This is a genomic window from Gemmiger sp. (assembly GCF_057431175.1).
The window spans coordinates 43,360-65,635 of the sequence record NZ_DBMDDV010000015.1 but is presented as its reverse complement, the minus strand read 5'-3'; the positions used below and the strand labels follow the sequence as shown (position 1 = coordinate 65,635).

Sequence of the window (22,276 nt, the reverse complement as noted above, 5' to 3'; positions counted from 1 at the left end):
AGATACCACTATTTGGGGAACAGAAAAAAGTAACATGCCTACAGGTTCCGTCATTCAAGTATAGTCGTCTTCTTGACGAACCGAATACAAGAATCATTCCCGGATACGGTATATGTCGTAATGATAATTGCAAACCACAATTCGAAAAATGTATCGCTTGCGAATCATTCTCCCCAGACCCTGCATGCAGAGATTTTTTCTCAGCCGCGATTGATTTACTATCAAAACGAAACCAACAAATAATTAAGAGGCATGGGGACAGTAAAGTTCTTACGCACAATGAGGAAATGATTCGTCTATACAAAAAATGTCTTGCTAGAATAGAAAGCAATCTTTCATGAAGTAAAAGGAGACTATTCAGTATGAATAATGAAACTAAAGATACTCGTTCCGGAATCAAAGCGTACCAAGAAAGTATGCGTCAAGAAACATTAAGACGAATAGATGATGCGTACAACTACCTCATAGACACGCATCAAACCGTTAATAGGTCTTCGATTAGTAGAGAAAGTGGTGTAAGCCGCGTTACGTTGAACAATCCAGCAATTAGCGAGCATTTGAAAAAATTTCCGGAATTTGCTCCTAAGCAAAACAGAAGTGACACAAAAAGCATTGAGGAACTTTTGCGAGAGCAGGAAATTCTAAAAGAGGCTCTGAAAAAAGCTCAAAACCGTTCACGTCGTCTAGCAAACGAAAATCAGCATATAAAGCAAGAATATAAAGAACTTAATGAAAGCCATCAAAAGCTCCTTGGTGCTTATCAGAAACTCACCGAGGACAAACTCATCCGACTATAAATTCAACGTTCATTAAGGCATGAGCCAATGGTTTTTTAGTCTAAAACAAAAGACCCCACGCTGAATAAATATACAGCGTGAGGTCTTTCATTTTCGGCGTGTACAAAATCTGTAAAGGATTATCTGTAAACTATGGAACAATCTGTAGTTTTGTTGATTCTACGCGATTATTCTATCCTTTACAACCATACTTTACAATGTAAGTACACACTCCTTTGGAGCTAGTAATAGGACTCGAACCTACAACCTGCTGATTACAAATCAGCTGCACTGCCAATTGTGCTATACTAGCGGGAACTTATTTAGTTTAACACAAATAAGCCCTGTTTGTCAATGGCTTAATCGTTATTCCTGCATCATTGCTGTCTGCAATGCACAATAATCTTCCAGTGTCAGCTGCTCAGGGCGGGCGCGCTCGTCGAGATTAGCAGCTTGCAAAGCAGCTATGACCTGGGCTTTGGGCAGGTGCAGGCCGTTGGCAATGGCGTTGGCGGCAGTCTTGCGGCGCTGGGAGAAGGCCGCACGGATGAGGGCGAAGAAGGCGGCCTCGTCGCCGTTGGGTACCTGTACGGCGGGCTTCTCGCGCACATCCAGGCGGATGACGGCGCTGGTCACTTTGGGGGCCGGGTAAAAGCTGCCGGGCTGAACGCTGAACAGCAGTTTCGGCTCAGCGTAATAGGCCACGGCGTAGCTGATGGCACCCGCGTCCCGCGTGCCAGGGGCAGCACACAGGCGCTGTGCGGCCTCCTTTTGCACCATGACGGTAATGTTGCGGATGGGCAGCTTTTCTTCCAGCAGGCGCATTAAAATCGGGCTGGTGATGTAGTACGGCAGGTTGGCGCAGACAGCCACCGGCTTATCGCCAAACTCTTCCGCCAGCAGAGCTTTCAAGTTGACCTTCAGCACATCGTTTAAGACGAGCTTGAAGTTGTCGTAATCAGCCATCGTCTCTTCCAGCAGGGGCGGCAGACGTTTGTCGACCTCAATGGAGACGACCTTATCCGCACGCTTGCAGAGCTGTTCGGTCAATACACCGATGCCGGGGCCGACTTCCAGCGCACCCCAGCCGGGGCCGATACCGGCGGCCTCGGCGATGCGAGGGCAGATGCCGGGGTTGATGATAAAGTTCTGGCCAAAGCCCTTGGACAGGGCAAAATCGTACCGTGCGCACAGGTCACGGATGGTAGACAAATCGGTCAGTGTGGGCACGGCGGACTTCCTTTCCCCATGGTCAAGAGGTTCAATTCTGGCCGGTCAGCGTCATGGCCGCGTTGACGGCCTTGTTGATCTGCGGGTCAGTGTTGAGGGTGTAATCGTAGTAGGCATTCTGCTCGTCGACGGACAGCGAGGCATCAATATCCGGGCTCAGGCCCTCGCCGTTCCAAGTTTGGTCTTCATTGTCCAGTAGCAGGCCGACTGTGATATAGGCGGCAGAGCCGTCGGAAAAGCTCTGGGCATCGCTCATCACAACGCCCTTGCCGGCAGTCTTGGTGCCGACGATGGTCGCGCCGCCCATCTTGCGCAGGGCGTTGGCAAACAGCTCTGCACTGCCCGCCGTGCTGCCGTTGACCAGACAGACCATCGGGACGGTGATTTCATCTTCGTCGGACATACGCAGCGTAGTCACGGTGCCGTCCTTGTCCTGCTTTTTGGCAATATCACCGGAGGGCACACAATAATCAGCGGCGACCAGGGCTGCGTTCAAGTTCTCGCCGGTGTTGTCACGCAGGTCAAAGACAAACGCAGTCGCACCCTGCTGCAGCAAATCGTCCACAGCGGATTTAAACTCACTGGCTGTGCCGGCAGAGAAGGAATCGATGCGGATATAGCCGCAGGTATCCGCGACCATCTGGGCGGCGTAAATCGAAGGCGTCTTGTAGTTAGAGTGTACGAGGTTGAACTGCTGCTCCTGGCGGTCGGGCGTCAGGTAGGTGACGGCGGTGGTCGTGCCCTCTTCGCCCAGCAGTTTGGAGGTCAAGCGTGCGCTGGACGTGATATTGCGAGTGGACTCATCATTGATGGCGGTGATAAAGCCGCCGACCTGCATACCAGCCTCGGCCGCAGGTGAGTTATCATACAGGCGGATAATGCGGGCGTAGCCGGAGGAGGCGTCATTGACGACGGCCACGCCGATGCCGGTTAGGGTGCCTTTTTCGACGGCCTGCTTTTCGCTGTACTCCTTGGCGGTGTAGTAGACGGCGTACTTATCGTTGATGCCGTTCATATAACCGGCAGCCAGGCGGTCGTTCAGCGTATCCTCATCGATGGTGAAGAATTCTTCCGAACGGACGAAGCGGTCGATTTCGGAGAGCTTGTTGTATTGACGCTCCTTATTTTTGACACTGGAAACGGTGGTGTTGAACATTTTCATCGATACGACCATCGTCAGCGAGAAGGTGACGGCCATTGCGATAATGGCAATCGTGGCGGCCACGCCAAGACTGATTTTTTTGCTCATGGGTCTGATGGCTCCTTACTGTTTTTGCGTTTTATGCCCCGTAGGCAAGCGAGAAAATTACCGTAGAGAAAAGGCTCAGCACCATCAGAACGGCGACCACCAGGCAAAAAATGCGCACGGAGGTCTTATGCTTCTGCGGTTTCATAGCAAACTCCCCTTTCGTTTAAGAGAGATAATTCATGACATTGACCAGGACGTTATTGACCTTCATCTCCAAGTGCAGGTGGTTGCCCGTGGAATTGCCGGTGGAACCAACATAGCCCAGAACCTGTCCCTTGGAAACATTTTGCCCCACGCTGACAACAGGGGCGCTATTCATGTGAGCGTACAACGTCGAGTAGGTGTTGCCGTTGTCGTCCTTGCCATGGTAGACCTGGACATAGTAGCCCCAGCTGTAATGGTAGGCCGCGGCGGTGACAACGCCGCCGGAAACGGCGTAAATTTCGGTGCCGCCCGGTGCGGCATAGTCGGTGCCGCGGTGGCCGTTGCCGCCGAAATAGCAGGAAACGTACTTATAGGTAGCCAGCGGGCGACCAAAATCCAGCGAGCACTGGATGGACGCATTGCCGTAGGCCTGGTTCGCGGCGTTCAGCGCGGCGTCCAGCTCGGCAGCGGCCTTATCTACAGCCTTGTTAGCCTCGATCAGCGCAGCTTTGTTGGCTTCGATCTCCGCGTCTGCTGCCGAAATGCTGGCGTCGGTCTGGGAGATATTCTGGGCCAGCTCGCTGGTCTTGCCGTTCAGGGCGGTGCGCTGGGATTCCAAATCGGCCTGTGTGGCCTCAAGGTCGGCTTTTGCCTGCTCAAGGTCAGCTTTCTGCTGTTCCAGTTCGTTGTGCTCGTCCTCAAGCTGCTGGCAGATTTGTTCGTCCTTGGCGACGATCTGCTCCAGCGTGTTGGCAAAGGTCAGCAGCTGGTACAGGTTGGTGGCGCTGGAAAGCAGCGCGATAGAGCCGCCGTCGTTGAGGCGCTGCATGGCTTTCATGCGGCCCTTGAAATCCTCCCAGCGCTGGTCGTACTCGGCCTGCTTCTGGTCAACCTCCTGCTGCTTCTGGTCAATCTCGTCCTGCTTGTTGACGATCTCACTGTCCAGGTCACCGATTTGTTGGGCCAGGTTGTTGATCTGGCTCAGTATAAGTTCACGCTGCTGTTCCAGCTGCGCCTTTTGTGCCTCGGCGTCGGCCTTGTTGCTCTGGGCGTTTTTGAGCTGCTTGTCGAGTTCATCCTGCTTCGTCTGTAATTCCTGCAATTTCTGACGAAGGTCGTTGACGCTGGTGGTTGCGGCCAACGGCGTCATGACGGTGGACAGTGTCATGGTCATGGCGACGGCGACACTGAGCAGCAGCGAGATAAACTTTTTTCCGTGCGAAAAATGTTTCATGGTATCTTGACTTTCCGGTATCCCCTGTTATACGTTCAGATGCTTGCGGATGCTGGTTGCAGTGCCAAGGCCGCAGAGCACAAAGCCCAGCACGACAAAGCCGCCTACAATGTAATACCACACCTGTTCCAGCGGCACGAGGGAGCCGCCGAACATCTGGGAGAGGTTGGACGGATTCTCGGCATACCAGCGGCAGAGCGCATAGTATGCACCGCAGACGATGCCGGAGGCGATACCTGCCGAAATCAGGCCGGAGGTCACGCCCTCGACAAAGAATGGAAAGCGGATGAAGCCGTTGGTGGCACCCACCAGCTTCATAATACCGATCTCCTTGCGGCGGTTAAAGACAGTGATTTTGATGGTGTTGTTGATGACGACGATGGAGACGATGGCCAACACCGCCACGATGCCGTAGCAGGCGTAATTGATGACCCGCTGCAGGGACGTGAAGGTATCGGCCATAGCCAGCGGCGCATTGACACTGGCAACGCCATCGATTTGCAGCAGTTGGGCCGAGACGCTCTCGATATCATCGGGGCTGTCCACCGCGACGCGGTAGTTCGGGGTGAACGGGTTGTCATTCTCGAAAACCTGCTGCAGGTTCGTGTAGTCAGCCAGCATGTCGCCGTAGGTGGCAAGCACGTCCTGGGGCGACATATAGGTCACGCCCACCACATGGGGGGTGCTGCGGATGGCGGCGTCTGCAGCGGCAATCTGCTCGTCGGTGGCGTTGTCGTCCATATAGACGACAGTCTCGTTCTGGTCGCCGATGTACGCCACCATGGCGTCAATGTTGACGCCCAGTAGGTAGGCCGCACCAATCAGCAGCATGCAGACGGTCAGCACACCCATAGAGGCAAAAGTCATCAGCCGATTGGCCCGCAGGTTGTGCAGTCCCTGGCCGACCAGATAGGTAAAGCTGGAAAAACGCATGGTGTCCCCTCTTTGTTAAAAATCAATCCTCGTCGTAGTCATCGTACTCGTCGGCTTCGCGCTCGGCCATGGCAGCGGCGTAGCGGCGGGCGGCCTCCGGGTGGGCCGTGTCGGACGCGACCATGCCGTTGGCCAGCGTAATGACGCGGTTGCCGTACTTGCGGGCCAGCTTGTGGACCAGTTCGTGCTCGTGGGTGACGACGACAACGGTGATGTTGACCTTGTTGATAGCCTCGAACAGCTGCATAATGTCCATGGACATTTCCGGGTCGATGTTGCCCGTGGGCTCGTCTGCAATGATGAGCTTGGGGCCGTGGGCCAGGGCGCGGGCAACGGCCACACGCTGCTGCTCGCCGCCGGAGAGTTCATCTGGCAGACGATCCATCTTATCTTCCAAACCGACAAGGGAGAGCGCGAACGGTACACGGTCCCGAATCTTCTTAGTCGAGATATTCGTCACGCGCATGGCAAAAGCAACGTTCTCGTAGACCGTCATCGTCGGAATCAGGCGGAAGTCCTGGAACACAACGCCCATCTGGCGGCGCAGATAGGGTACCTTGCGCCGACGAATACGGGTCAGGTCCTGGCCGTTGATAAAGACCTTTCCCTTCGTGGGCTTTTCTTCCATCTGGATGAGCTTTAAAAAAGTGGATTTGCCCGCACCGGAATGTCCCAGGATAAAGACAAACTCGCCCTCTTCGATATGGATATTGATATCCTCGAGCGCAACGTTCTCGTCGTTGTGCGTCTCATAGGTTTTATAAACGTGTTCAAATTCGATCATTCGGGGTTCTCCTGCCGCCGCGCGGCTCTTGCTGTTATGGTTACAGTCATACATATAATAGAATACCATGATTGCCGCGCCCGGTCAAGTGACAGGAAATGACAAAAATAGCAAAAACAGCGCCGCATCGTTGCGCAGCGCTGTTTCTATCTGTGAAAGTTTTATTAAAATCAATACTTGGCCGGGTTGGCAGACAGATATTTCTTGACCATCAGGGCTACCTTGAAAACGATAGCGTCGTCAAAGTTGCGCAGATCCAAGCCGGTCAGCTTGCGAATCTTCTCCAGACGGTAGACCAGCGTGTTGCGATGGACGAACAGCCCGCGGCTCGTCTCGGAGACATTCAGGTTGTTTTCAAAGAAGCGCTGGATGGTGAACAGCGTCTCGGCATCGAGGGAGTCAATGCTCTCCTGCTTGAATACCTCGCGCAGGAAAGCCTCGCAGAGCGTCGTGGGCAGCTGATAGATCAGGCGGGCAATGCCCAGATGGTCATAGCTGATGACCTGGCGCTCGGTGTCGAACACCTTGCCGACTTCCATAGCAATCTGTGCTTCCTTGAAGCTGGAGGCCAGGTCTTTGATGTTGCCGATGGGTGTGCCGATGCCGACGACCGCCTTGATATAGTGGTCGCCCTGCAAAGTGTCGACGATGGAGGCCGCCAGCTTTTCCATATCGCGGGTGTTGTTGTCGGGCTTGATTTCCTTGACAAGGACGGTGTCCGTCTCGCTGATGTTAAAGACGAAGTCTTTTTGTTTGTCCGGGAAAAGGCCGCTGACGACATCGTAGGCGGAAATATCGTTGCCGGAGGTCACGCGAATCAGCAGCACAACACGCTGCACGTCGGAGACGAAGTGCAGTTCCCGCGCCTTGGCGTAGATATCGCCGGGCAGGATGTTGTCGAGCACGACGTTCTTGATGAAGTTCGTCTTATCGAATTTTTCGTCGTGATACTGCTTGATGCTTTGCAGGCTGATGGACAGCATAGCGGCGAACTGCTCAGCCGTGGTGTCGGTGCCCTCGACAAAGACAGCATAGTCGTTGTGCTTTGCGTTGGAGAACTGGTGATAGGCATAGCCATCACGCACAAAAGCATCCCCGGCAGTCTGACGCACGGCTGCAACGCCCTCACGCACTTCGCCGATCTGCCCCAGTTCAGAGCAGGAAATGACGGTGCCGGTCTCATCAATGACGCCGACAACACGATCCACTGCGTCTTTCATCTGGTAGACCACATTCTGGAATACCCTGTTTGCCATAATATGTGACTCCCCTTTTGCTGTTATTTAGACAGTCTGCACCGGTGTGCAGTGCGGGCTATGGGTGTTTGGCAAAATTGCCGTTTGGTAATCTGCCCGAAAACCAAAACTTCATAATGTATATTTTACACAATTCAGTTGGCTTTTGCAACATATTTTCACTAAAATCGCAAGATTTTCTTGTACATTTTTCAAATCAGCACAAAAAATGTACCCACCGCTATGTTTGCGGCGGGTACAGCGTCCGTCATTTTGACGGATTTTCCTCTTTTGTCTGGTTCATCGCACCGGTGCCGCCCTCGACAACGCCACGCCGTTCAAACACGTAGGTGATGCTGTGAAAGAAGATTTTCACATCCTGCCAGAAGGTTACATGGGCGGCGTATTCACCGTCGTAGCGTGCCTTTATATCGATGGGCAGCTCGTCGCGGCCGTTGACCTGTGCAAGACCGGTCAGGCCGGGGCGCACATCGTTGGCGTGGACCTTGTCGCGGGCTTCAATCAAATCATACTGGTTGTACAGCGCCGGCCGCGGGCCGATGACGCTCATCTGCCCGGCCAGGATGTTGTAGATTTGGGGAAGTTCGTCCAGGCTCGTCTTGCGCAGGAAAGCGCCGCTCTTGGTGATGTAGCTGTCGGCATTCTTCAAAAGATGGGTGGGCACGTCATGGGGCGTGTCACCGCGCATCGTGCGGAACTTTAAAATATTGAAGTGGGTCTTGTCCTTGCCGACGCGGCGCTGCTTGAAAAACACTGGGCCCGGCGAGTCAATTTTGATCCAGAGCGCCACAATACCCATGGGGATAGCCAAAATAATCGTGGCGGCCAGTGAGAGGATAATGTCCAGCAGACGCTTGATATAACGCTCGTACATGGGGTCAGCCCTCCTTATGTTCGCTTTCCTGCAATTTGCGGGCGACTTCCTCCTTGGAGAAAAGCGCCGTGTTGCCGGTGGCGGCTACAACGGTGTGGTCTGCGCGCACGCGGCGGTTGGGATGGTAGGTCGGGACCATCTCCTGCAGCACGTCGACGACTTCATCATCGTTGTGCTTGGCGGAGTCCTTGAGCTTCTGCAGATTGGTGTAGAATTTTTCCAAATCGATCTGCATGGGCGGTGCGATAAAAATTTTGTTGTGGGCCGTTTTCCCCATCTTGTCCCGCTCGGCGTCCATGAGCAGTTCCTCGTACAGTTTCTCGCCGGGGCGCAGGCCGGTGATTTTGACCTGCATATTCACGCCCGGCTCATACCCGTAGAAGCGAATCAGTCGGTTGGCGAGATCCATAATTTTGACCGGTTCGCCCATGTCCAGCACGTAGATACTGCCGCCCTTGGCAAGGCCGCCCGCCTGCAAAACGAGCTGTGCAGCCTCGGTGATGGTCATAAAGTAGCGCACAATGTCCGGGTGGGTGATGGTGACCGGACCGCCGCGCTTGATTTGCTCCTCAAACAGTGGGATAACGCTGCCGTGGCTGCCCAGCACGTTACCGAAGCGGACGGCCACACAGGTCATCGTTGTACCGCGTGAGAAGGTCTGGATGAGCATTTCGCACAGGCGTTTGGTGCAGCCCATGACGTTGGTGGGGTTGACGGCCTTATCGGTAGAAAGCTGGACGAAGCGCTCAACGCCGTGTTCAGCGGCAGAAGTCAGCAGGTTTTTCGTGCCGAACACGTTGTTCTTGACGGCCTCAGCGGGGCTGATTTCCATAAGCGGCACATGCTTGTGGGCGGCTGCATGGAACACGACCGACGGATGGTAGGTTTCAAATACTTCGTCCAGGCGCGCTTTGTCACGAATGGAACCAATCAAGGTGATGATGGGGGCATCGGCACCGTACTTGTTTTTCAGCTCGGTTTCCAGCTCATAGGCACAGTTCTCGTAGATATCAAAAATCAGCAGCCGCTGGGGCTGGTAGCGCATGATCTGGCGGCAAAGCTCACTGCCGATGGAACCGCCGCCGCCCGTGACCAGCACGACTTTGTCATGCAGGTACTCGGAAATCTGGGCGTTGTTCAGCTGAATTTCGTCGCGGGAGAGGAAGTCTGCCGTGTTCAGTTCGCGGAAACCTGCGGCCACCGGGTTGCCGTTCTCGTCCACGGCCTGGGGGTCACTGATCATCCGCACGCGGCAGTGGGTGGAATTGCACAGGTTGATGATTTCGCTCAAACGGTCGCCTTTCACGGTGGTGATGGCGATGACGATTTCCATAATGTGGTACTTGCGCACCAACTCGGGAATATCGGAAATCGTACCCCGCACCGGTACGCCCTGCACGCGCAGGTCTTTTTTGGTCAGGTCGTCGTCCACTATGCAGACCGGGTTGCCGAAGCTCTGGTTCTTGTTCTTGCACAGGTTGACAGCCCAAGCACCGGCGTTGCCCGCACCGACGATGAGCAGTGGCGTGTTGTCCTCCGGCTTGGTAGCTTTGGCCGTCTGCACGGTGCGTATCAACCGCCAGAGAAAGCGAACGCCCGAGATGGCCGCCGTGTTGAACACTGCACCGAAAATCAGCACCGCGCCGGAAATAGGGCGGTTATGGTAAATCAAATCAAACAGCATGATCAGCCCTGTTGCCAACCCGGATAGGCAGGTCAGGCGGGCCAGGTCGCGCATACCGGCGTACTCCCACATGATCTCATACAGGCCGCCAAACCAGAACACGATCATGTAGATGGGCAGCACGTACAAAAGCATGGGGGCCATGGCGCGCAGAATTTCCACGCGGCGGTAGGCGTCGCCGCTGTCGAAGCGCAGCATGACCGCCAGCCAGTAGCAGACAACGATCAGGCAGCAGTCCAGCAGCATCAAGGCAATGCGGCGCGGCAGACCCTTTATGATTTGTTTGTTTACATCTTGTTGCATCTGTTTTTCCTCTACCATAAACTCTATATTCTGGGTGTCCCCTGTTTGAGGGGCCCGATAAAATCGCTATACTTATTTATTATAGCACAAAAGAACCCCATCTGTCCTACTTTTCGGCGGGCAAATGGGGCTAATGTTGTATAAAATTAGGCAGAAAATTTTGGTAAAACAGACGAATTTACTTATTCGACCGTCACGCTCTTGGCCAGGTTGCGGGGTTTATCAACGTCCAGGCCCTTGGCGCAGCTGACATAGTAGGCCAGCAGCTGCAACGGAATGACCGACAGGCTGGTGGCAAAGTGGGGGTCAGTCTTGGGCACGTAGACTGTAAAGCCCGCCGTGTCCTCAATGCTGTAATTGCCGTAGGTGGTCAGGCCCATCAGGAATGCTCCGCGGCTCTTGACCTCGACCATGTTGGAGACGCACTTCTCGAACAGATCCGGCTGGGTCAGGATGCCGACGACCAGCGTGCCGTTCTCGACCAGGGAAATCGGGCCGTGCTTCATCTCACCCGCAGCAAATGCCTCGGAGTGGATATAACTGATTTCCTTAAATTTCAGGCTGCCTTCCAGCGCAACAGCATAGTCCAGCCCGCGGCCGATGAAGAAGGCGTCCTTGGCGTTGGCGTACTTGCTGGCAAACCACTGGATACGCTCCTTATCGGCAAGCGTTTTCTCGATTTTCTCGGGCAGGGCTTCCAGTTCGGTGACAAGGTGCTCATACTGGCCGTCAGCCAGGGTGCCGCGCACGCGGGCAAACTCGGTAGCCAGCAGATAGCAGGCCGCCAGCTGGGTGCTATACGCCTTGGTGGTGGCAACGGAAATTTCAGGCCCAGCCCAGGTGTACATGGTGGCGTCAGCCTCGCGGGCGATGCTGGAACCGACAACGTTGACGATGCCGATGGTGCGCACGCCGCGCTCCTTGCACAGGCGCAGGGCGGCCAGCGTGTCGGCGGTCTCGCCGCTCTGGCTGATGACCATGGCGAGGGAATCCGACTCCAGCACCGGGTTACGGTAGCGGAACTCGCTGGCGACGTCAACCTCGACCGGGATGCGGGCCAGGCTCTCAAACACATAGCGCGCGGCCATGCCGACATGGTAAGCCGAGCCGCAGCCGATGATGTAGAGGCGGCGTACATTCTGGATGGCAGCCTCGTCCAGTGCCAGTTCAGACAAATCGATCTGGCCGTCCTTCAGGCGAGGCGAGATCGTGTCGCGTACAGCGGCGGGCTGCTCGTAGATTTCCTTCATCATGAAATGCTCGTAGCCACCCTTTTCGGCTGCTTCGGCATCCCATTCGATGGTAGTGGACTCGCGGGTGATGGGCTCCTTGTCGATATTGAAGAAGTCGATGGAATCCGGTGTCATGCGGGCGATTTCCAGATTGTCAATGTAGTAGACCGTGCGGGTGTACTTGAGCAGCGCGGGCACATCGGAGGCGATGATGGCACCGTCCCCGCACTTGCCGACGATGAGGGGGCTGTCCTTGCGCACGGCGTAGATGACGCCGGGTTCATCGGCAAACAGCACGCCCAGCGCGTAGGAGCCGCGCACATGGACCATCATGCGGGTGATGGCATCCAGCGCGTTGCCGGCGGACTCGCCGGTGTAATAGTAGTCCAGCAGCTGGGCCACAACCTCGGTGTCGGTCTGGGAGACGAAGGTGAAGCCTTTGTTCAGCAGGCGCTCTTTAATTTCCAGGTAGTTTTCAATGATGCCGTTGTGTACGACAGCGATTTTCTGGTCACGGGAATAGTGCGGGTGGGCGTTGATGACGGACGGTTCGCCGTGAGTAGCCCAGCGGGTATGGCCGATGCCGCAGCTGCCGGAGACCGCGCTGCCGCCGTCGGTCATTTCGCTCAGAACCTTCAGGCGGCCCTTGGCCTTGACGACCTCGATTTTACCGGCAGCGTTCTGCACGGCCAGACCGGCAGAGTCATAGCCGCGGTATTCCAGTTTCGCCAGGCCATCCAGCAGAATGGGCGCGGCCTGCGCCGCACCGGTGAAGCCTACGATTCCACACATAGCAGGTATCCTCCCTTACTGTAACTGTGTTTTGATATACTTTAGCGCGTAAAATCAAAATACTTATATAGTATATGCTTTCTTGCGCAATTTGTCTATACTTTTGTGCATTTTTTGCGCCTTTGTACGCGCTGCAAAAACAAAAGCGGACGGCCGTCAAGGGCTACGGCCGCCCGCTGCGCGCATTCTCCCTTTCCGGTTTCTTACACCATATAAGAACGAATCAAAAGTTATCGCGCATTTATTAGGATAGCACATCCGACAAAGAATAGCAAGTACCAAACGCAATTTTACCTGCGTTTGGTGCTTGCCACAAAAGATTTTTAAGTATTATTCTGTAAAACTTATGAAAATCAGGAGTTGACGCGCCGCGCCACGACGACATAGCGGCCGTTGTCAGTCGAGTATTCGCAGGTGGAGAGGGTCAGCAGCTGCTCGCCGTAGCTGGGGCGGATGCCGCTGTCCACATCGCTGCGGGAAAGGACCTCATCCACATAGGCGTTGTAGGTATTCTCGTCCATGTCCACATACTGGTTGTAGACGAAGGACGTATCGTTCACCACGTCGATGGCGAAGGCGGCAAACACCTCATATTTTGCGTCACCGTAAAGTGTGTCGAACTCAATGTAGGGGTGCTCCTGGTAGTAGGCGGCCTTTTTGTACTCGGTCAGGCAGCCGAAGATCGTGCCGGTCTTCATGTTGTGGCCGTAGATGATAAGGTTCTCGCTTTCGGCGTTGGCACCCAGCGTGGTCTTTTCGTCCAGGTACGGCACGCCGTAGACGCTGTACTGCTTGTTGAAGTCATGGCGCAGGTAGAAATCCTTGTTGTCGGGCGCGTACATGACCGGGAAGTCCAGCGTTGTGCCGTCAATGGAAATCCAGCCGATGAAGTCAGCGTTCTTATCTTTCAGCGCGGCAAACTTGGCACCGTTGGCGTTGACGTTCTCCCCTGCTGCGGCCGGTTCCGGCGTGGCGGAGGTATCGATCATCGATTGCAGGTCGGCAAACTCGCTCTCGGTCTTTTTATCATCGATAAAGCGCTTGACCAGCAGCCCGCCGCTGACCAGGAAAATCACCGCGAACACGACCATGGCAATCGTATAGACCAGATCGCCTCGCTTTTTCTTGCGGGCCTCCGCGTTCTTCTGGGCGTGCTTTTTGGGGTGCTTTTTCTCCTCGCGCTCGGTAAATTCCTCATCGTGGTCCTGGTCGTAAAATTCAGCCGCGTTCTTCTGGGCGGAAATTTCCGGCAGAGTGGCGGTGCTGTATGGATTCGCGGGCTGGCCCTGGTACAGCGGCGCGTCATTGCGGTGTATTTTTGCCATAATCATTCTCCTGTGACGGTCTGGATAGTCTCTATTTACTATACGACGGAACCAGAAAAAATGCAAGCAAAATTCCGCGAAAAAACGCCCTGCGCCAAGCGGCACAGAGCGGTTTGTATGATACAGGATTACTCGCGGATCTCGATGCCCAGCTTGAACTTGAGGTTGCCGAGAATCTTCTTGACGAAGCGGTCAACCTCATCGGGGGTCAGGGCCTTATCGCCGGGTTGGAAGAACAGGCTGAACGCCATGCTCTTTTTGTCAGCGCCGAGTTTTTCACCACGGTAGATGTCGAACAGCTCGACCCTGGTCAGCTGCTTGCAGGCACGCTGCATCTCGGTGACGAGGGTGCCGCACTCCATGCTTTCCGGTGCGACGAGGGCCAGGTCACGCTGAATCGGAGCGAACTCGGGGATGGGCTGGTAATGGACAGCGGCAGGCACCAGTGCGTGGAAGGCGACCCAGTCGATCTCGCCGAGGTAGATGTTCAGATTGGCGCGGCTGTCCTTAGGCAGTTTCAATTCGCTGGTCACATCGTTAGCCAGTTTGCCGAACACGCCGACGCGCTCCCCCTTGCACAGGATATAAGCGGCAATGCCGGGGTGCAGCCAGGCAACATCGGTGGCGCGCTCGACGCTCAGTTCAACGCCGAACGCAGTGCCAAAGCTCTCGACGGCACCTTTGACGGCGAAGAAGTCCTCGTCCTTGCCCCAGGCGGCAAAGCCCAGGTGCAGGCGCTCCTCGGGCAGCTCGGTCAAAGGCTGCTGTTTCGGGATATAGATGTTGGACAGCTCGAACAGGCGGCCCTCGGCGTTACCTTTGCGCAGGTTGTCGACAACGACATTCAGCAGGGACGGTGCCAGCAGTGGGCGCATGATGGTCAGGTGGGAGGAAATCGGGTTCAGAATGCGGATGACATTGCGCTCCGGGGCATCGGCGGCAATGTGCAGCATATCCAGGTCAGCGTCAGCGTAGAAAGCCAGCGTCTCAGCCTCGTAGAAGCCCTGGGCGCACATGGTACGCTTGGCTTTGGCCTGAGCTCTTTGCTCGGCGGTCAGGCCGCCGCTGGTGACGGTGGCGGCTTTCAGGAAGGTGGGCACGATATGGTCATAGCCGTACTCGCGGATGACTTCCTCGGCCAGGTCAGGCTCACCGACCTCGATATCCTCGCGCCAGCGGGGCGCAACGACCTGCATCGTGTCGCCGTCGGCTTCGAGCTTGACCTCAAACTGCAGGCGGTTCAGAATGTCGAGAATGGCGTCTGTGGGAACGGTGATACCCAAAATCGCGTTGATGCCGCTGATCCTGGCGGTGAAATGCTTACCTTCACGCGGCGCACCGGCCGAGCAGTCAAAGTGGGTGGAAGTGACTTCGCCGCATCCCAGCTCCTGGATCAAATGCAGGGCACGGGCCATGCCAAGCTCGGTGGTATACTCGGAAATGCCCTTCTCGTAGTGGCTGGAAGCGTCGGTGTTCTGGCCCAGGCCACGAGCGGTCTTACGGATGTTGTCGCGGGCAAACTTGGCGCTCTCGAACAACAGCTGGGTGGTCGTATCTTTAATTTCGCTGTTCAGGCCGCCCATGACACCGGCCAGTGCGACCGGCTTGGAGCCGTCGCAGATGACGAGGTTATTGGGAGTCAGGGTGAACTCTTTTTCGTCCAGCGTTGTGATTTTTTCTCCGTCCTTGGCGCGGCGGACAAGAATCTGGCAGCTTTCCAGCGTGTCCATGTCAAAAGCGTGCATCGGCTGGCCGATTTCCAGCATGACGTAGTTTGTGATATCCACGACGTTGGAGATGCTGCGTAGGCCGCAGAGGGCCAGCTGGCGTTTCATCCAGCGCGGGGACTCGCCCGGCGTGATGTTGCGCACGTAGTGGCCGATGTAGCGGGGGCACAGGTCGGTTGCCTCCACGCTGATGGACAGGCGCGGATCGGTAAAGTCGCTGGTCGTGTAGTCGGTGGCAGGCATCTTCAGGGGCTTGTTCAGCACAGCGGCGACCTCGCGGGCAATGCCGAGCACGCTCTGGCAGTCGGCACGGTTGGCCGTGATGGAGATATCAAAGATGTAGTCGTCAAGGCCGACAACTTCCTGAATCGGCGTGCCAGGGACGGTGTCCTTCGGCAAATCGAGCAGGCCGTAGACCTCGGAACCCGGGTACAGGTCGTCGTTCAGCCCCAGTTCCTCACCGCTGCACAGCATACCATTGGACTCAACGCCCATCAGGGGTTTGGCTTTGATCTTGATGCCGCCGGGCAGCGTGGAGCCGTCCAGCGCGGCGGCGGTGTGCATACCCGCGTAAACGTTGGGCGCACCGGTGGAAATTTGAATATCGTGGCCATACTCGCCGCAATCGACCTTGCAGATGTGCAGGTGGGTACCCTCCTGGGGGACACACTCGGTCACGACACCGACGACGACCTTAGAAATCTCGCCGCCCAGGTCGATGAGTTCCTCGACCTCAAAGCCGCAGCCGAATAGCTTGTCTTCCAGCTCCTGTGCGGTGACGTCGATATCAACATATTGCTTTAACCAGCTGAATGGTACTTTCATTGTCTCGTCTCCTTCCCTGTCAATCCTCGAACTGCTTCAAGAAGCGCAGATCGTTTTCAAACATCAGGCCAATGTTGTTGATGCCATATTTCAGCATGGCGATACGCTCAATGCCGATGCCGAAGGCGAAGCCGGAATAGACGTTGGGGTCAATGCCGCAGTTTTCCAGAACGCTGTGATGGACAACGCCCGCACCCAGGACCTCGATCCAGCCGGTGTGCTTGCAGAGCGGGCAGCCCTTGCCGCCGCACTCAAAGCAGGAGACGTCGACCTCGACGCTGGGCTCGGTGAACGGGAAGTAAGAAGGACGCAGGCGGGTCTTGACCTCGGGTCCAAACAGCGACTGGACGAACTTGTCCAGCATACCCTGCAGGTCGCAGAGGGTGATGCCCTTATCGACGACGAGGCCTTCCATCTGATGGAACATCGGGGAGTGGGTCGCGTCGGAGTCAGAGCGGAACACGCGGCCGGGGACCAATACCTTGATGGGGGGCTTTTCCATGTCCATGACACGAATCTGGCCGCCACTGGTTTGGGTACGCAATACGATATCGTCCGCAACGTAGAAGGTATCCTGCATATCGCGGGCAGGGTGGTTCTTCGGCACGTTCAGGCGGGTGAAGTTGTGGTCGTCGTCCTCAATCTCGGGGCCTTCGTAAATTTCAAAGCCCATACCGGCGAACACGTCAATGATCTCGTTCTTGACGAGGGTGATGGGATGCAACACGCCGTGGGGGCGAATCTTGGCGGGCATCGTGATATCGACGGTCTCGGCGGCGTTGCGGGCAGCCAGGGCAGCCTTCTCGACCTGCTCAGACAGTGCCTGATACTCTTTCTCGGCCCACTGCTTGAACTCGTTAATGGTCTTGCCGACGGCGGGGCGATCCTCCTTGGGAACGTCACGCAGGCTCTTGGTCAGGCCTGCGACCTCGCCGTTCTTGCTCAGGTATTTCTGCCAGAAGTCAGAAAGCTGGGCTTTGTCGGTGACGGCTGCGCTGGCCTGCTCAATGGCGGCGCGCAGCTCTTTGATTTTTTCTTCCATAGTACACCTCTGTTTGACTTTGGGCCGGAGCAAATAAAAAAGCCCCGTCCCTGTGTGAAATCAGGGACGAAGCCTTGTACATACAATTCTCCGCGGTACCACCCGTGTTCCGCCTATAAAAAGCGGCACTCTTTGCTGCGGGTAACGGTGCAGGGCCGTTGCGCACTACCGGGCCGGAACGGCCTTTCCCGCGCACCACTCGGGAGGGAACTTCCGGACAATTTCTTTGCAGGCGGCTTGCAGCCGACGACCGCCCTCTCTGGCCCAAAGAACCTTGCGCGTACTTTCTCCGTCATTGTGTTTTTGCGAATACTAGATTAGTATAGCGCGAATTTTGCGCACTGTCAAGCCTGCGGCAGCGGATACTTCTGCTTATCTTCCACGCTGATAGCTTTGCCGAGCTGCACCTCAATGATTTTCAGCTCGGTATCGGCAAAGATCGTGTGCTTGCAGCCTGCCTGCATGGTCAGGATATCCCCTGCCTTGACCTGCTTCTCTGCACCGTCCAGAATCGCGCGGCCGGTGCCGGAAATGATGGTCCAGACCTCGTCGCGGTTTTCGTGGCTGTGGTAGTTCATGCCGTGGCCAGGGTTGAGGGTGATTTTGATGGTCATGCTTTCATCCTCAATGTCCAACACGCGGAAAGAACCCCAGGACTTTTCGGCAAACATAATTTGCTGGTGGATGCTGTCCACATAGGGCTTGATGTAGCTGGATTGTTCCTTGTCGGAGACGAGGATGCCCTCCGGGCTGGCGGAGACAACGACGTTTTTCAGCCCCATGCAGAGAACCGGCACGTCCAGCTCGTTCAGCACATTGACGCCCTCGCAGGTGTCGTTCAGGATCGCCTTGCCGATGCTGGGTTCTTCCATGGCCTCAGTCAGTGTGTTCCAGGTGCCCATGTCCTTCCACTGGCCCGCAAAGCGCATGACCTGGATTTTGGACTCATTCTCGACAACGGCGTAGTCGAAGCTGATTTTTTTCAGCGTCTCGTACTTATTGAACAAGTCGTGATAGTCGGTAAAGTCGATCAGCTCGTGGGCTTTGTCCAGCACATAGCGCAGCTTGTAAGCAAAAACGCCGCCGTTCCAGAGCGCCCCCCGGGCGATATATTTTTCCGCCGTGGCGGCGTCAGGCTTCTCTTTGAAAGTCTTGACCGAGCTGACGGCGTCGGCACTCTCGGGAATGATGTAGCCGTACTTTTCGCTGGGGTAAGTCGGCTCAATGCCCATCAGAGAGAGGTTTGCGTTCCCCTGCTCGGCCAGGTCAGACAAGCCTTTGAGAGCGGCAAAATAGTCATTGTTGACATAGGGATCCACCGGGCAGACGACAACAGCGTCATCCAGTCCGACGCCCTTGACATCGTGCAGGTAGGCCGTCGCCAGTGCGATGGCCGGGAAGGTATCGCGGCGGCACGGCTCAACGCAGACACCCACCGCACTGCCCAGCTGGTTGTGGATGGACGACACCTGGGTCTTGCTGGTGGCAATCGTCACATTGGCCTCGGCGTCCACCTCTTTGATTTGGCGGTAGACACGCTGAACCATCGATTCATAGCCATCGACGGTCTTGAAAATTTTGATGAACTGCTTGGAACGGATATCGTTGGACAGCGGCCACAGACGCTTGCCGGAGCCGCCGGACAGCAGGATAATGTTCATGGCGTTTCCTTTCAGCGCTCGGCGCGCATGGGGTTATGCAGGAAATCCTCATAGGAAAGGCGCAGGCCGTCTTCCAACTCGGTCTTATAGGTCCAGCCCAGGTTCGTTGCCTTGCTGACGTCCAGCAGCTTGCGGGGCGTGCCGTTGGGCTTGGAGGTATCCCACTTGATTTTGCCGGTGTAGCCCACGACCTTGGCGACAAGCTCGGTCAACTCCTTGATGGTCAACTCCTTGCCGGTTCCCGCGTTGACGGTCTCATTGCCGGAATAGTTGTTCATCAGGAACACGCAGAGATTGGCAAGGTCGTCGACGTATAAAAACTCGCGCAGCGGGCTGCCGTCACCCCAACAGGTCACAGAGTCCACGCCGTTGATTTTGGCTTCATGGAAGCGGCGGATGAGTGCCGGCACCACATGGCTGTGGGTCGGATGGTAGTTGTCGTTGGGGCCATAGAGGTTCGTCGGCATGACGGAGATGTAGTCGGTGCCGTACTGGCGGTTCAGAAACTCGCAGTATTTCAGGCCGCTGATTTTGGCGAGAGCGTAGGCCTCGTTCGTCTTTTCCAGCTCGGAGGTCAACAGGCAGCTTTCCTTCATCGGCTGGGGTGCCATGCGGGGGTAGATACAGGAAGAACCCAAAAATTCCAGCTTTTTGCAGCCGTTCTGCCAGGCAGAGTGGATGACGTTCATTTCGAGCGTCATGTTGAACCACATGAAATCGGCCAGGGCCTCCTGGTTGGCGACGATACCGCCGACCTTGGCGGCTGCCAGAAAGACATACTCGGGCTTTTCCTCGGCAAAGAACTTCTCGACATCCTCCTGGCGGCAGAGGTCAAGTTCCTTGTGGGTGCGGGTGATGATATTGGTGTATCCCTGGCGCTGCAATTCGCGCACGATGGCCGACCCCACCATGCCGCGGTGGCCGGCAACGTAGATTTTTGCATTCTTTTCCATCATAATAAAATACCTTCTCCCGATAAATTATTTGATAACGCCCTTTTCCAGGTACTCGGCAAGGTTCGTCTGGATATGCTCCTCGGCGCGCTCGACGGCGACCTTCTTCATGTCGTGGTCGACCATGATCTTGACGAGCTCCTCGAACGTCGTCTTGGTGGGGTTCCAGCCCAGCTCGCGCTTGGCCTTGCTGGGGTCGCCCCACAGGTTGACGACGTCGGTGGGGCGGTAGAAGTCGGGACTGACCTCAATAATGACCCTGCCGGTGGCCTTGTCGATGCCCTTCTCGTTCATGCCCTCGCCGGTAAATTCCAGCTCGATGCCTACATCGTGGAAGGCCAGCTGGCAGAACTCGCGGACGGAATGCTGCTCGCCGGTGGCAATGACGAAATCCTCAGGGGTCTTGTTCTGCAAAATCAGCCACATACACTCGACATAATCCTTGGCATAGCCCCAGTCACGCAGACTGGACAGGTTACCTAGGCAGAGCTTGTCCTGCTTGCCCTGGGCAATGCGGGCGGCGGCCAGCGTGATCTTGCGGGTGACAAAGGTCTCGCCGCGGCGCTCGGACTCGTGGTTAAAGAGAATACCGGAGCAGCAGAACATATTGTAGGCTTCGCGGTACTCCTTGACGATCCAGAAGCCGTACTGCTTGGCGACGGCATAGGGGCTGTATGGGTGGAACGGCGTGTTTTCGTTCTGGGGAACTTCCTCGACCTTGCCGTACAGTTCGGAGGTAGAAGCCTGGTAGATGCGGCAGGAGTCTTTCAGACCGCAGAGACGCACAGCCTCCAGCACGCGCAGCACGCCGGTGGCGTCAACATCGGCGGTAAACTCGGGCACGTCAAAGCTGACCTGCACGTGGCTCTGGGCGGCAAGGTTGTAGATTTCGTCGGGGCGCACGGTGCTGACAACGGACAGGATGCTCATGGAGTCGCTGAGGTCGCCATAGTGCAGGTGGAAGTTGGGATGGCCTTCCAGGTGGGCAATGCGCTCACGGTAGTCAACGGAAGAACGGCGGATGACACCGTGGACATCGTAGCCTTTTTCCAGCAAGAACTCTGCCAGATAGCTGCCGTCCTGGCCGGTCACGCCGGTGATGAGAGCTTTTTTCATAGTCGGTTCTAACCCTTTCGTCTGTATCTTGCGCGGTATCCCGCAGATATTTTATCCTGGTGTTTGCTATTCTACCGCACTATTTTGGCTTTTTGCAGGGGAAATCTTGCAAAAGACTAGCATTATATTGACTTTTTTGGTATACTGAAATCATTACATAGGGTAAACGAACGTGGGCGCGCACACAGGTGCGCCCCTGCGATAGTTTCTGAGGAGAATTTTCATGGACACACCGCTGTTTGACGGCAAACTGGTTCATTCGCAGCGCATTATTTATACGCCGTCCCCTTTTGCCCGGGCCAGCCTGGTGCATTTACAGGAGGTCGGCACATTGCAGGCCCGCAGCCCCCACGCCAGCACCCGGCAGGGGCTGGCATCCTACCTGTTTTTTATGGTAGAAAGCGGCAGCGGTACGTTGGAATATGAGGGCCAGACTCGCGCCCTGCGCGCCGGGGACTGCGCATTCCTCGACTGCCGCCGCCTCTACCGCCACTACACCGGCGACGACTTATGGACGCTGCGCTGGGTACACTTTTACGGTCCGAACATGGGGGCCATCTATAAAAAATACCAGGAGCGCGGTGGTCAGCCGAGTTTCCACGCCGAAGATGCGGCGGCCTACACAACGTCTTTGGAAACACTGTATACGCTGGCGGGGTCTGACAACTATGTCCGCGATATGCAGATCTGCGAAAAACTCATGGCCTTGCTGACGCTGCTGATGCAGGAGAGCTGGCACCCTGACACAGCCCGCACGACCGCTGGCAAACGGCAGAATTTGCAGGAAATCAAGGATTATCTTGATACCCATTTTGCCGAGAAAATCACGCTGGACGCCCTGGCCGAGCGGTTTTACATCAACAAATTTTATTTGACCCGCGTGTTCAAGGAGCAGTTCGGCCAGACCGTCACGAACTATTTAGTGCAGCTGCGCATCACCCAGGCGAAGCGGCTGCTGCGGTTCAGTGATAAAAATGTAGAGGCCATCGCCCAAGAGTGCGGGCTGAATGATGCCAATTATTTTTCCCGGTTATTCAAGAAGGTGGAGGGGACAACACCGGGGGAATATCGGCGGCAGTGGTAGGATAATAAAAAAGCCTTCCCCCTTGGGGAAAGGTGGCCCGAAGGGCCGGATG

Annotated in this window: 17 protein-coding genes and 1 tRNA gene; 2 read left to right on the top strand and 16 right to left on the bottom strand. The window is 55.9% G+C overall.

The features are described 5' to 3' along the window. Positions 1 to 362 precede the first annotated feature (362 nt). Entirely contained in the window at positions 363 to 797 is a 435-nt protein-coding gene (locus tag ACZO0A_RS07200) for a hypothetical protein (RefSeq protein ID WP_302376745.1), read from the top strand. Between the two features lie 216 nt (positions 798 to 1,013). Here ACZO0A_RS07200 and ACZO0A_RS07195 read toward each other — a convergent pair. The 16 genes from ACZO0A_RS07195 to gmd all read right to left on the bottom strand — a co-directional run bounded on the left by ACZO0A_RS07195 (position 1,014) and on the right by gmd (position 21,140). Continuing rightward, a tRNA-Thr gene (locus ACZO0A_RS07195) sits at positions 1,014 to 1,089 on the bottom strand. A 53-nt stretch (positions 1,090 to 1,142) separates the two neighbouring features. Further along, positions 1,143 to 2,006: a 16S rRNA (adenine(1518)-N(6)/adenine(1519)-N(6))-dimethyltransferase RsmA gene (rsmA, locus tag ACZO0A_RS07190; RefSeq protein ID WP_302376748.1), complete on the bottom strand. Its 864-nt coding sequence runs from the start codon at positions 2,004 to 2,006 to the stop codon at positions 1,143 to 1,145. Positions 2,007 to 2,037: 31 nt separating this feature from the next. Continuing rightward, on the bottom strand, positions 2,038 to 3,255 hold the full coding sequence (locus ACZO0A_RS07185) for a S41 family peptidase (protein ID WP_215692074.1): 1,218 nt from the start codon (positions 3,253 to 3,255) through the stop codon (positions 2,038 to 2,040). A 163-nt stretch (positions 3,256 to 3,418) separates the two neighbouring features. Continuing rightward, positions 3,419 to 4,633 carry a murein hydrolase activator EnvC family protein gene (locus ACZO0A_RS07180; RefSeq protein WP_308133047.1) on the bottom strand — a complete coding sequence of 405 codons (1,215 nt, stop codon included), beginning with the start codon at positions 4,631 to 4,633 and terminating at the stop codon, positions 3,419 to 3,421. A 27-nt stretch (positions 4,634 to 4,660) separates the two neighbouring features. After that, on the bottom strand, positions 4,661 to 5,566 hold the full coding sequence (gene ftsX / locus ACZO0A_RS07175) for a permease-like cell division protein FtsX (protein ID WP_215692076.1): 906 nt from the start codon (positions 5,564 to 5,566) through the stop codon (positions 4,661 to 4,663). A gap of 22 nt (positions 5,567 to 5,588) precedes the next feature. Next, positions 5,589 to 6,350, bottom strand: coding sequence for a cell division ATP-binding protein FtsE (gene ftsE, locus ACZO0A_RS07170; protein WP_215692077.1), 762 nt, complete (start codon positions 6,348 to 6,350; stop codon positions 5,589 to 5,591). A 170-nt stretch (positions 6,351 to 6,520) separates the two neighbouring features. Next, entirely contained in the window at positions 6,521 to 7,606 is a 1,086-nt protein-coding gene (locus tag ACZO0A_RS07165; protein ID WP_078783700.1) for a PucR family transcriptional regulator, read from the bottom strand. 247 nt (positions 7,607 to 7,853) lie between these two features. Then, positions 7,854 to 8,480, bottom strand: coding sequence for a sugar transferase (locus ACZO0A_RS07160; RefSeq protein WP_215692078.1), 627 nt, complete (start codon positions 8,478 to 8,480; stop codon positions 7,854 to 7,856). Positions 8,481 to 8,484: 4 nt separating this feature from the next. Then, the gene (locus ACZO0A_RS07155) at positions 8,485 to 10,467 is read right to left on the bottom strand and encodes a polysaccharide biosynthesis protein (protein WP_291209230.1); all 1,983 of its coding nucleotides are present in this window, start codon (positions 10,465 to 10,467) and stop codon (positions 8,485 to 8,487) included. A gap of 182 nt (positions 10,468 to 10,649) precedes the next feature. Then, positions 10,650 to 12,491, bottom strand: coding sequence for a glutamine--fructose-6-phosphate transaminase (isomerizing) (gene glmS / locus ACZO0A_RS07150; protein ID WP_302376754.1), 1,842 nt, complete (start codon positions 12,489 to 12,491; stop codon positions 10,650 to 10,652). Positions 12,492 to 12,844: 353 nt separating this feature from the next. Beyond that, a complete protein-coding gene (srtB, locus tag ACZO0A_RS07145; RefSeq protein WP_302376756.1) occupies positions 12,845 to 13,816 on the bottom strand; it encodes a class B sortase in 972 nt (323 codons plus the stop codon). 128 nt (positions 13,817 to 13,944) lie between these two features. Further along, positions 13,945 to 16,368 carry a phenylalanine--tRNA ligase subunit beta gene (gene pheT / locus ACZO0A_RS07140; protein ID WP_302376758.1) on the bottom strand — a complete coding sequence of 808 codons (2,424 nt, stop codon included), beginning with the start codon at positions 16,366 to 16,368 and terminating at the stop codon, positions 13,945 to 13,947. Positions 16,369 to 16,387: 19 nt separating this feature from the next. After that, a complete protein-coding gene (gene pheS / locus ACZO0A_RS07135; RefSeq protein ID WP_302376759.1) occupies positions 16,388 to 17,410 on the bottom strand; it encodes a phenylalanine--tRNA ligase subunit alpha in 1,023 nt (340 codons plus the stop codon). A gap of 344 nt (positions 17,411 to 17,754) precedes the next feature. Further along, the gene (locus tag ACZO0A_RS07130) at positions 17,755 to 19,071 is read right to left on the bottom strand and encodes a sugar phosphate nucleotidyltransferase (protein ID WP_302376761.1); all 1,317 of its coding nucleotides are present in this window, start codon (positions 19,069 to 19,071) and stop codon (positions 17,755 to 17,757) included. Between the two features lie 11 nt (positions 19,072 to 19,082). Then, positions 19,083 to 20,027 carry a GDP-L-fucose synthase family protein gene (locus tag ACZO0A_RS07125; RefSeq protein ID WP_215692085.1) on the bottom strand — a complete coding sequence of 315 codons (945 nt, stop codon included), beginning with the start codon at positions 20,025 to 20,027 and terminating at the stop codon, positions 19,083 to 19,085. Positions 20,028 to 20,051: 24 nt separating this feature from the next. Beyond that, positions 20,052 to 21,140 (bottom strand): GDP-mannose 4,6-dehydratase, encoded by a 1,089-nt coding sequence (gene gmd, locus ACZO0A_RS07120; RefSeq protein ID WP_294717802.1) that lies wholly within the window; start codon positions 21,138 to 21,140, stop codon positions 20,052 to 20,054. A 223-nt stretch (positions 21,141 to 21,363) separates the two neighbouring features. Here gmd and ACZO0A_RS07115 point away from each other — a divergent pair, with 223 nt between their 5' ends. After that, positions 21,364 to 22,224, top strand: a complete 861-nt coding sequence (locus ACZO0A_RS07115) for an AraC family transcriptional regulator (RefSeq protein ID WP_302376764.1) — start codon at positions 21,364 to 21,366, stop codon at positions 22,222 to 22,224. The last annotated feature ends 52 nt before the right edge of the window (positions 22,225 to 22,276 follow it).

Excerpts from the sequence above, each read along its gene's own strand:
- ftsE (WP_215692077.1), bottom strand. The coding sequence starts at position 6,350 with ATGATCGAATTTGAACACGTTTATAAAACCTATGAGACGCACAACGAC.
- glmS (WP_302376754.1), bottom strand. The coding sequence starts at position 12,491 with ATGTGTGGAATCGTAGGCTTCACCGGTGCGGCGCAGGCCGCGCCCATT.
- ACZO0A_RS07130 (WP_302376761.1), bottom strand. The coding sequence starts at position 19,071 with ATGAACATTATCCTGCTGTCCGGCGGCTCCGGCAAGCGTCTGTGGCCG.
- ACZO0A_RS07165 (WP_078783700.1), bottom strand. The coding sequence starts at position 7,606 with ATGGCAAACAGGGTATTCCAGAATGTGGTCTACCAGATGAAAGACGCA.
- srtB (WP_302376756.1), bottom strand. The coding sequence starts at position 13,816 with ATGGCAAAAATACACCGCAATGACGCGCCGCTGTACCAGGGCCAGCCC.
- ACZO0A_RS07200 (WP_302376745.1), top strand. The coding sequence starts at position 363 with ATGAATAATGAAACTAAAGATACTCGTTCCGGAATCAAAGCGTACCAA.
- pheS (WP_302376759.1), bottom strand. The coding sequence starts at position 17,410 with ATGGAAGAAAAAATCAAAGAGCTGCGCGCCGCCATTGAGCAGGCCAGC.
- gmd (WP_294717802.1), bottom strand. The coding sequence starts at position 21,140 with ATGAAAAAAGCTCTCATCACCGGCGTGACCGGCCAGGACGGCAGCTAT.
- ACZO0A_RS07180 (WP_308133047.1), bottom strand. The coding sequence starts at position 4,633 with ATGAAACATTTTTCGCACGGAAAAAAGTTTATCTCGCTGCTGCTCAGT.
- ACZO0A_RS07155 (WP_291209230.1), bottom strand. The coding sequence starts at position 10,467 with ATGCAACAAGATGTAAACAAACAAATCATAAAGGGTCTGCCGCGCCGC.
- ACZO0A_RS07160 (WP_215692078.1), bottom strand. The coding sequence starts at position 8,480 with ATGTACGAGCGTTATATCAAGCGTCTGCTGGACATTATCCTCTCACTG.
- pheT (WP_302376758.1), bottom strand. The coding sequence starts at position 16,368 with ATGAAAGTACCATTCAGCTGGTTAAAGCAATATGTTGATATCGACGTC.
- ACZO0A_RS07125 (WP_215692085.1), bottom strand. The coding sequence starts at position 20,027 with ATGATGGAAAAGAATGCAAAAATCTACGTTGCCGGCCACCGCGGCATG.
- ACZO0A_RS07115 (WP_302376764.1), top strand. The coding sequence starts at position 21,364 with ATGGACACACCGCTGTTTGACGGCAAACTGGTTCATTCGCAGCGCATT.
- ACZO0A_RS07185 (WP_215692074.1), bottom strand. The coding sequence starts at position 3,255 with ATGAGCAAAAAAATCAGTCTTGGCGTGGCCGCCACGATTGCCATTATC.
- ftsX (WP_215692076.1), bottom strand. The coding sequence starts at position 5,566 with ATGCGTTTTTCCAGCTTTACCTATCTGGTCGGCCAGGGACTGCACAAC.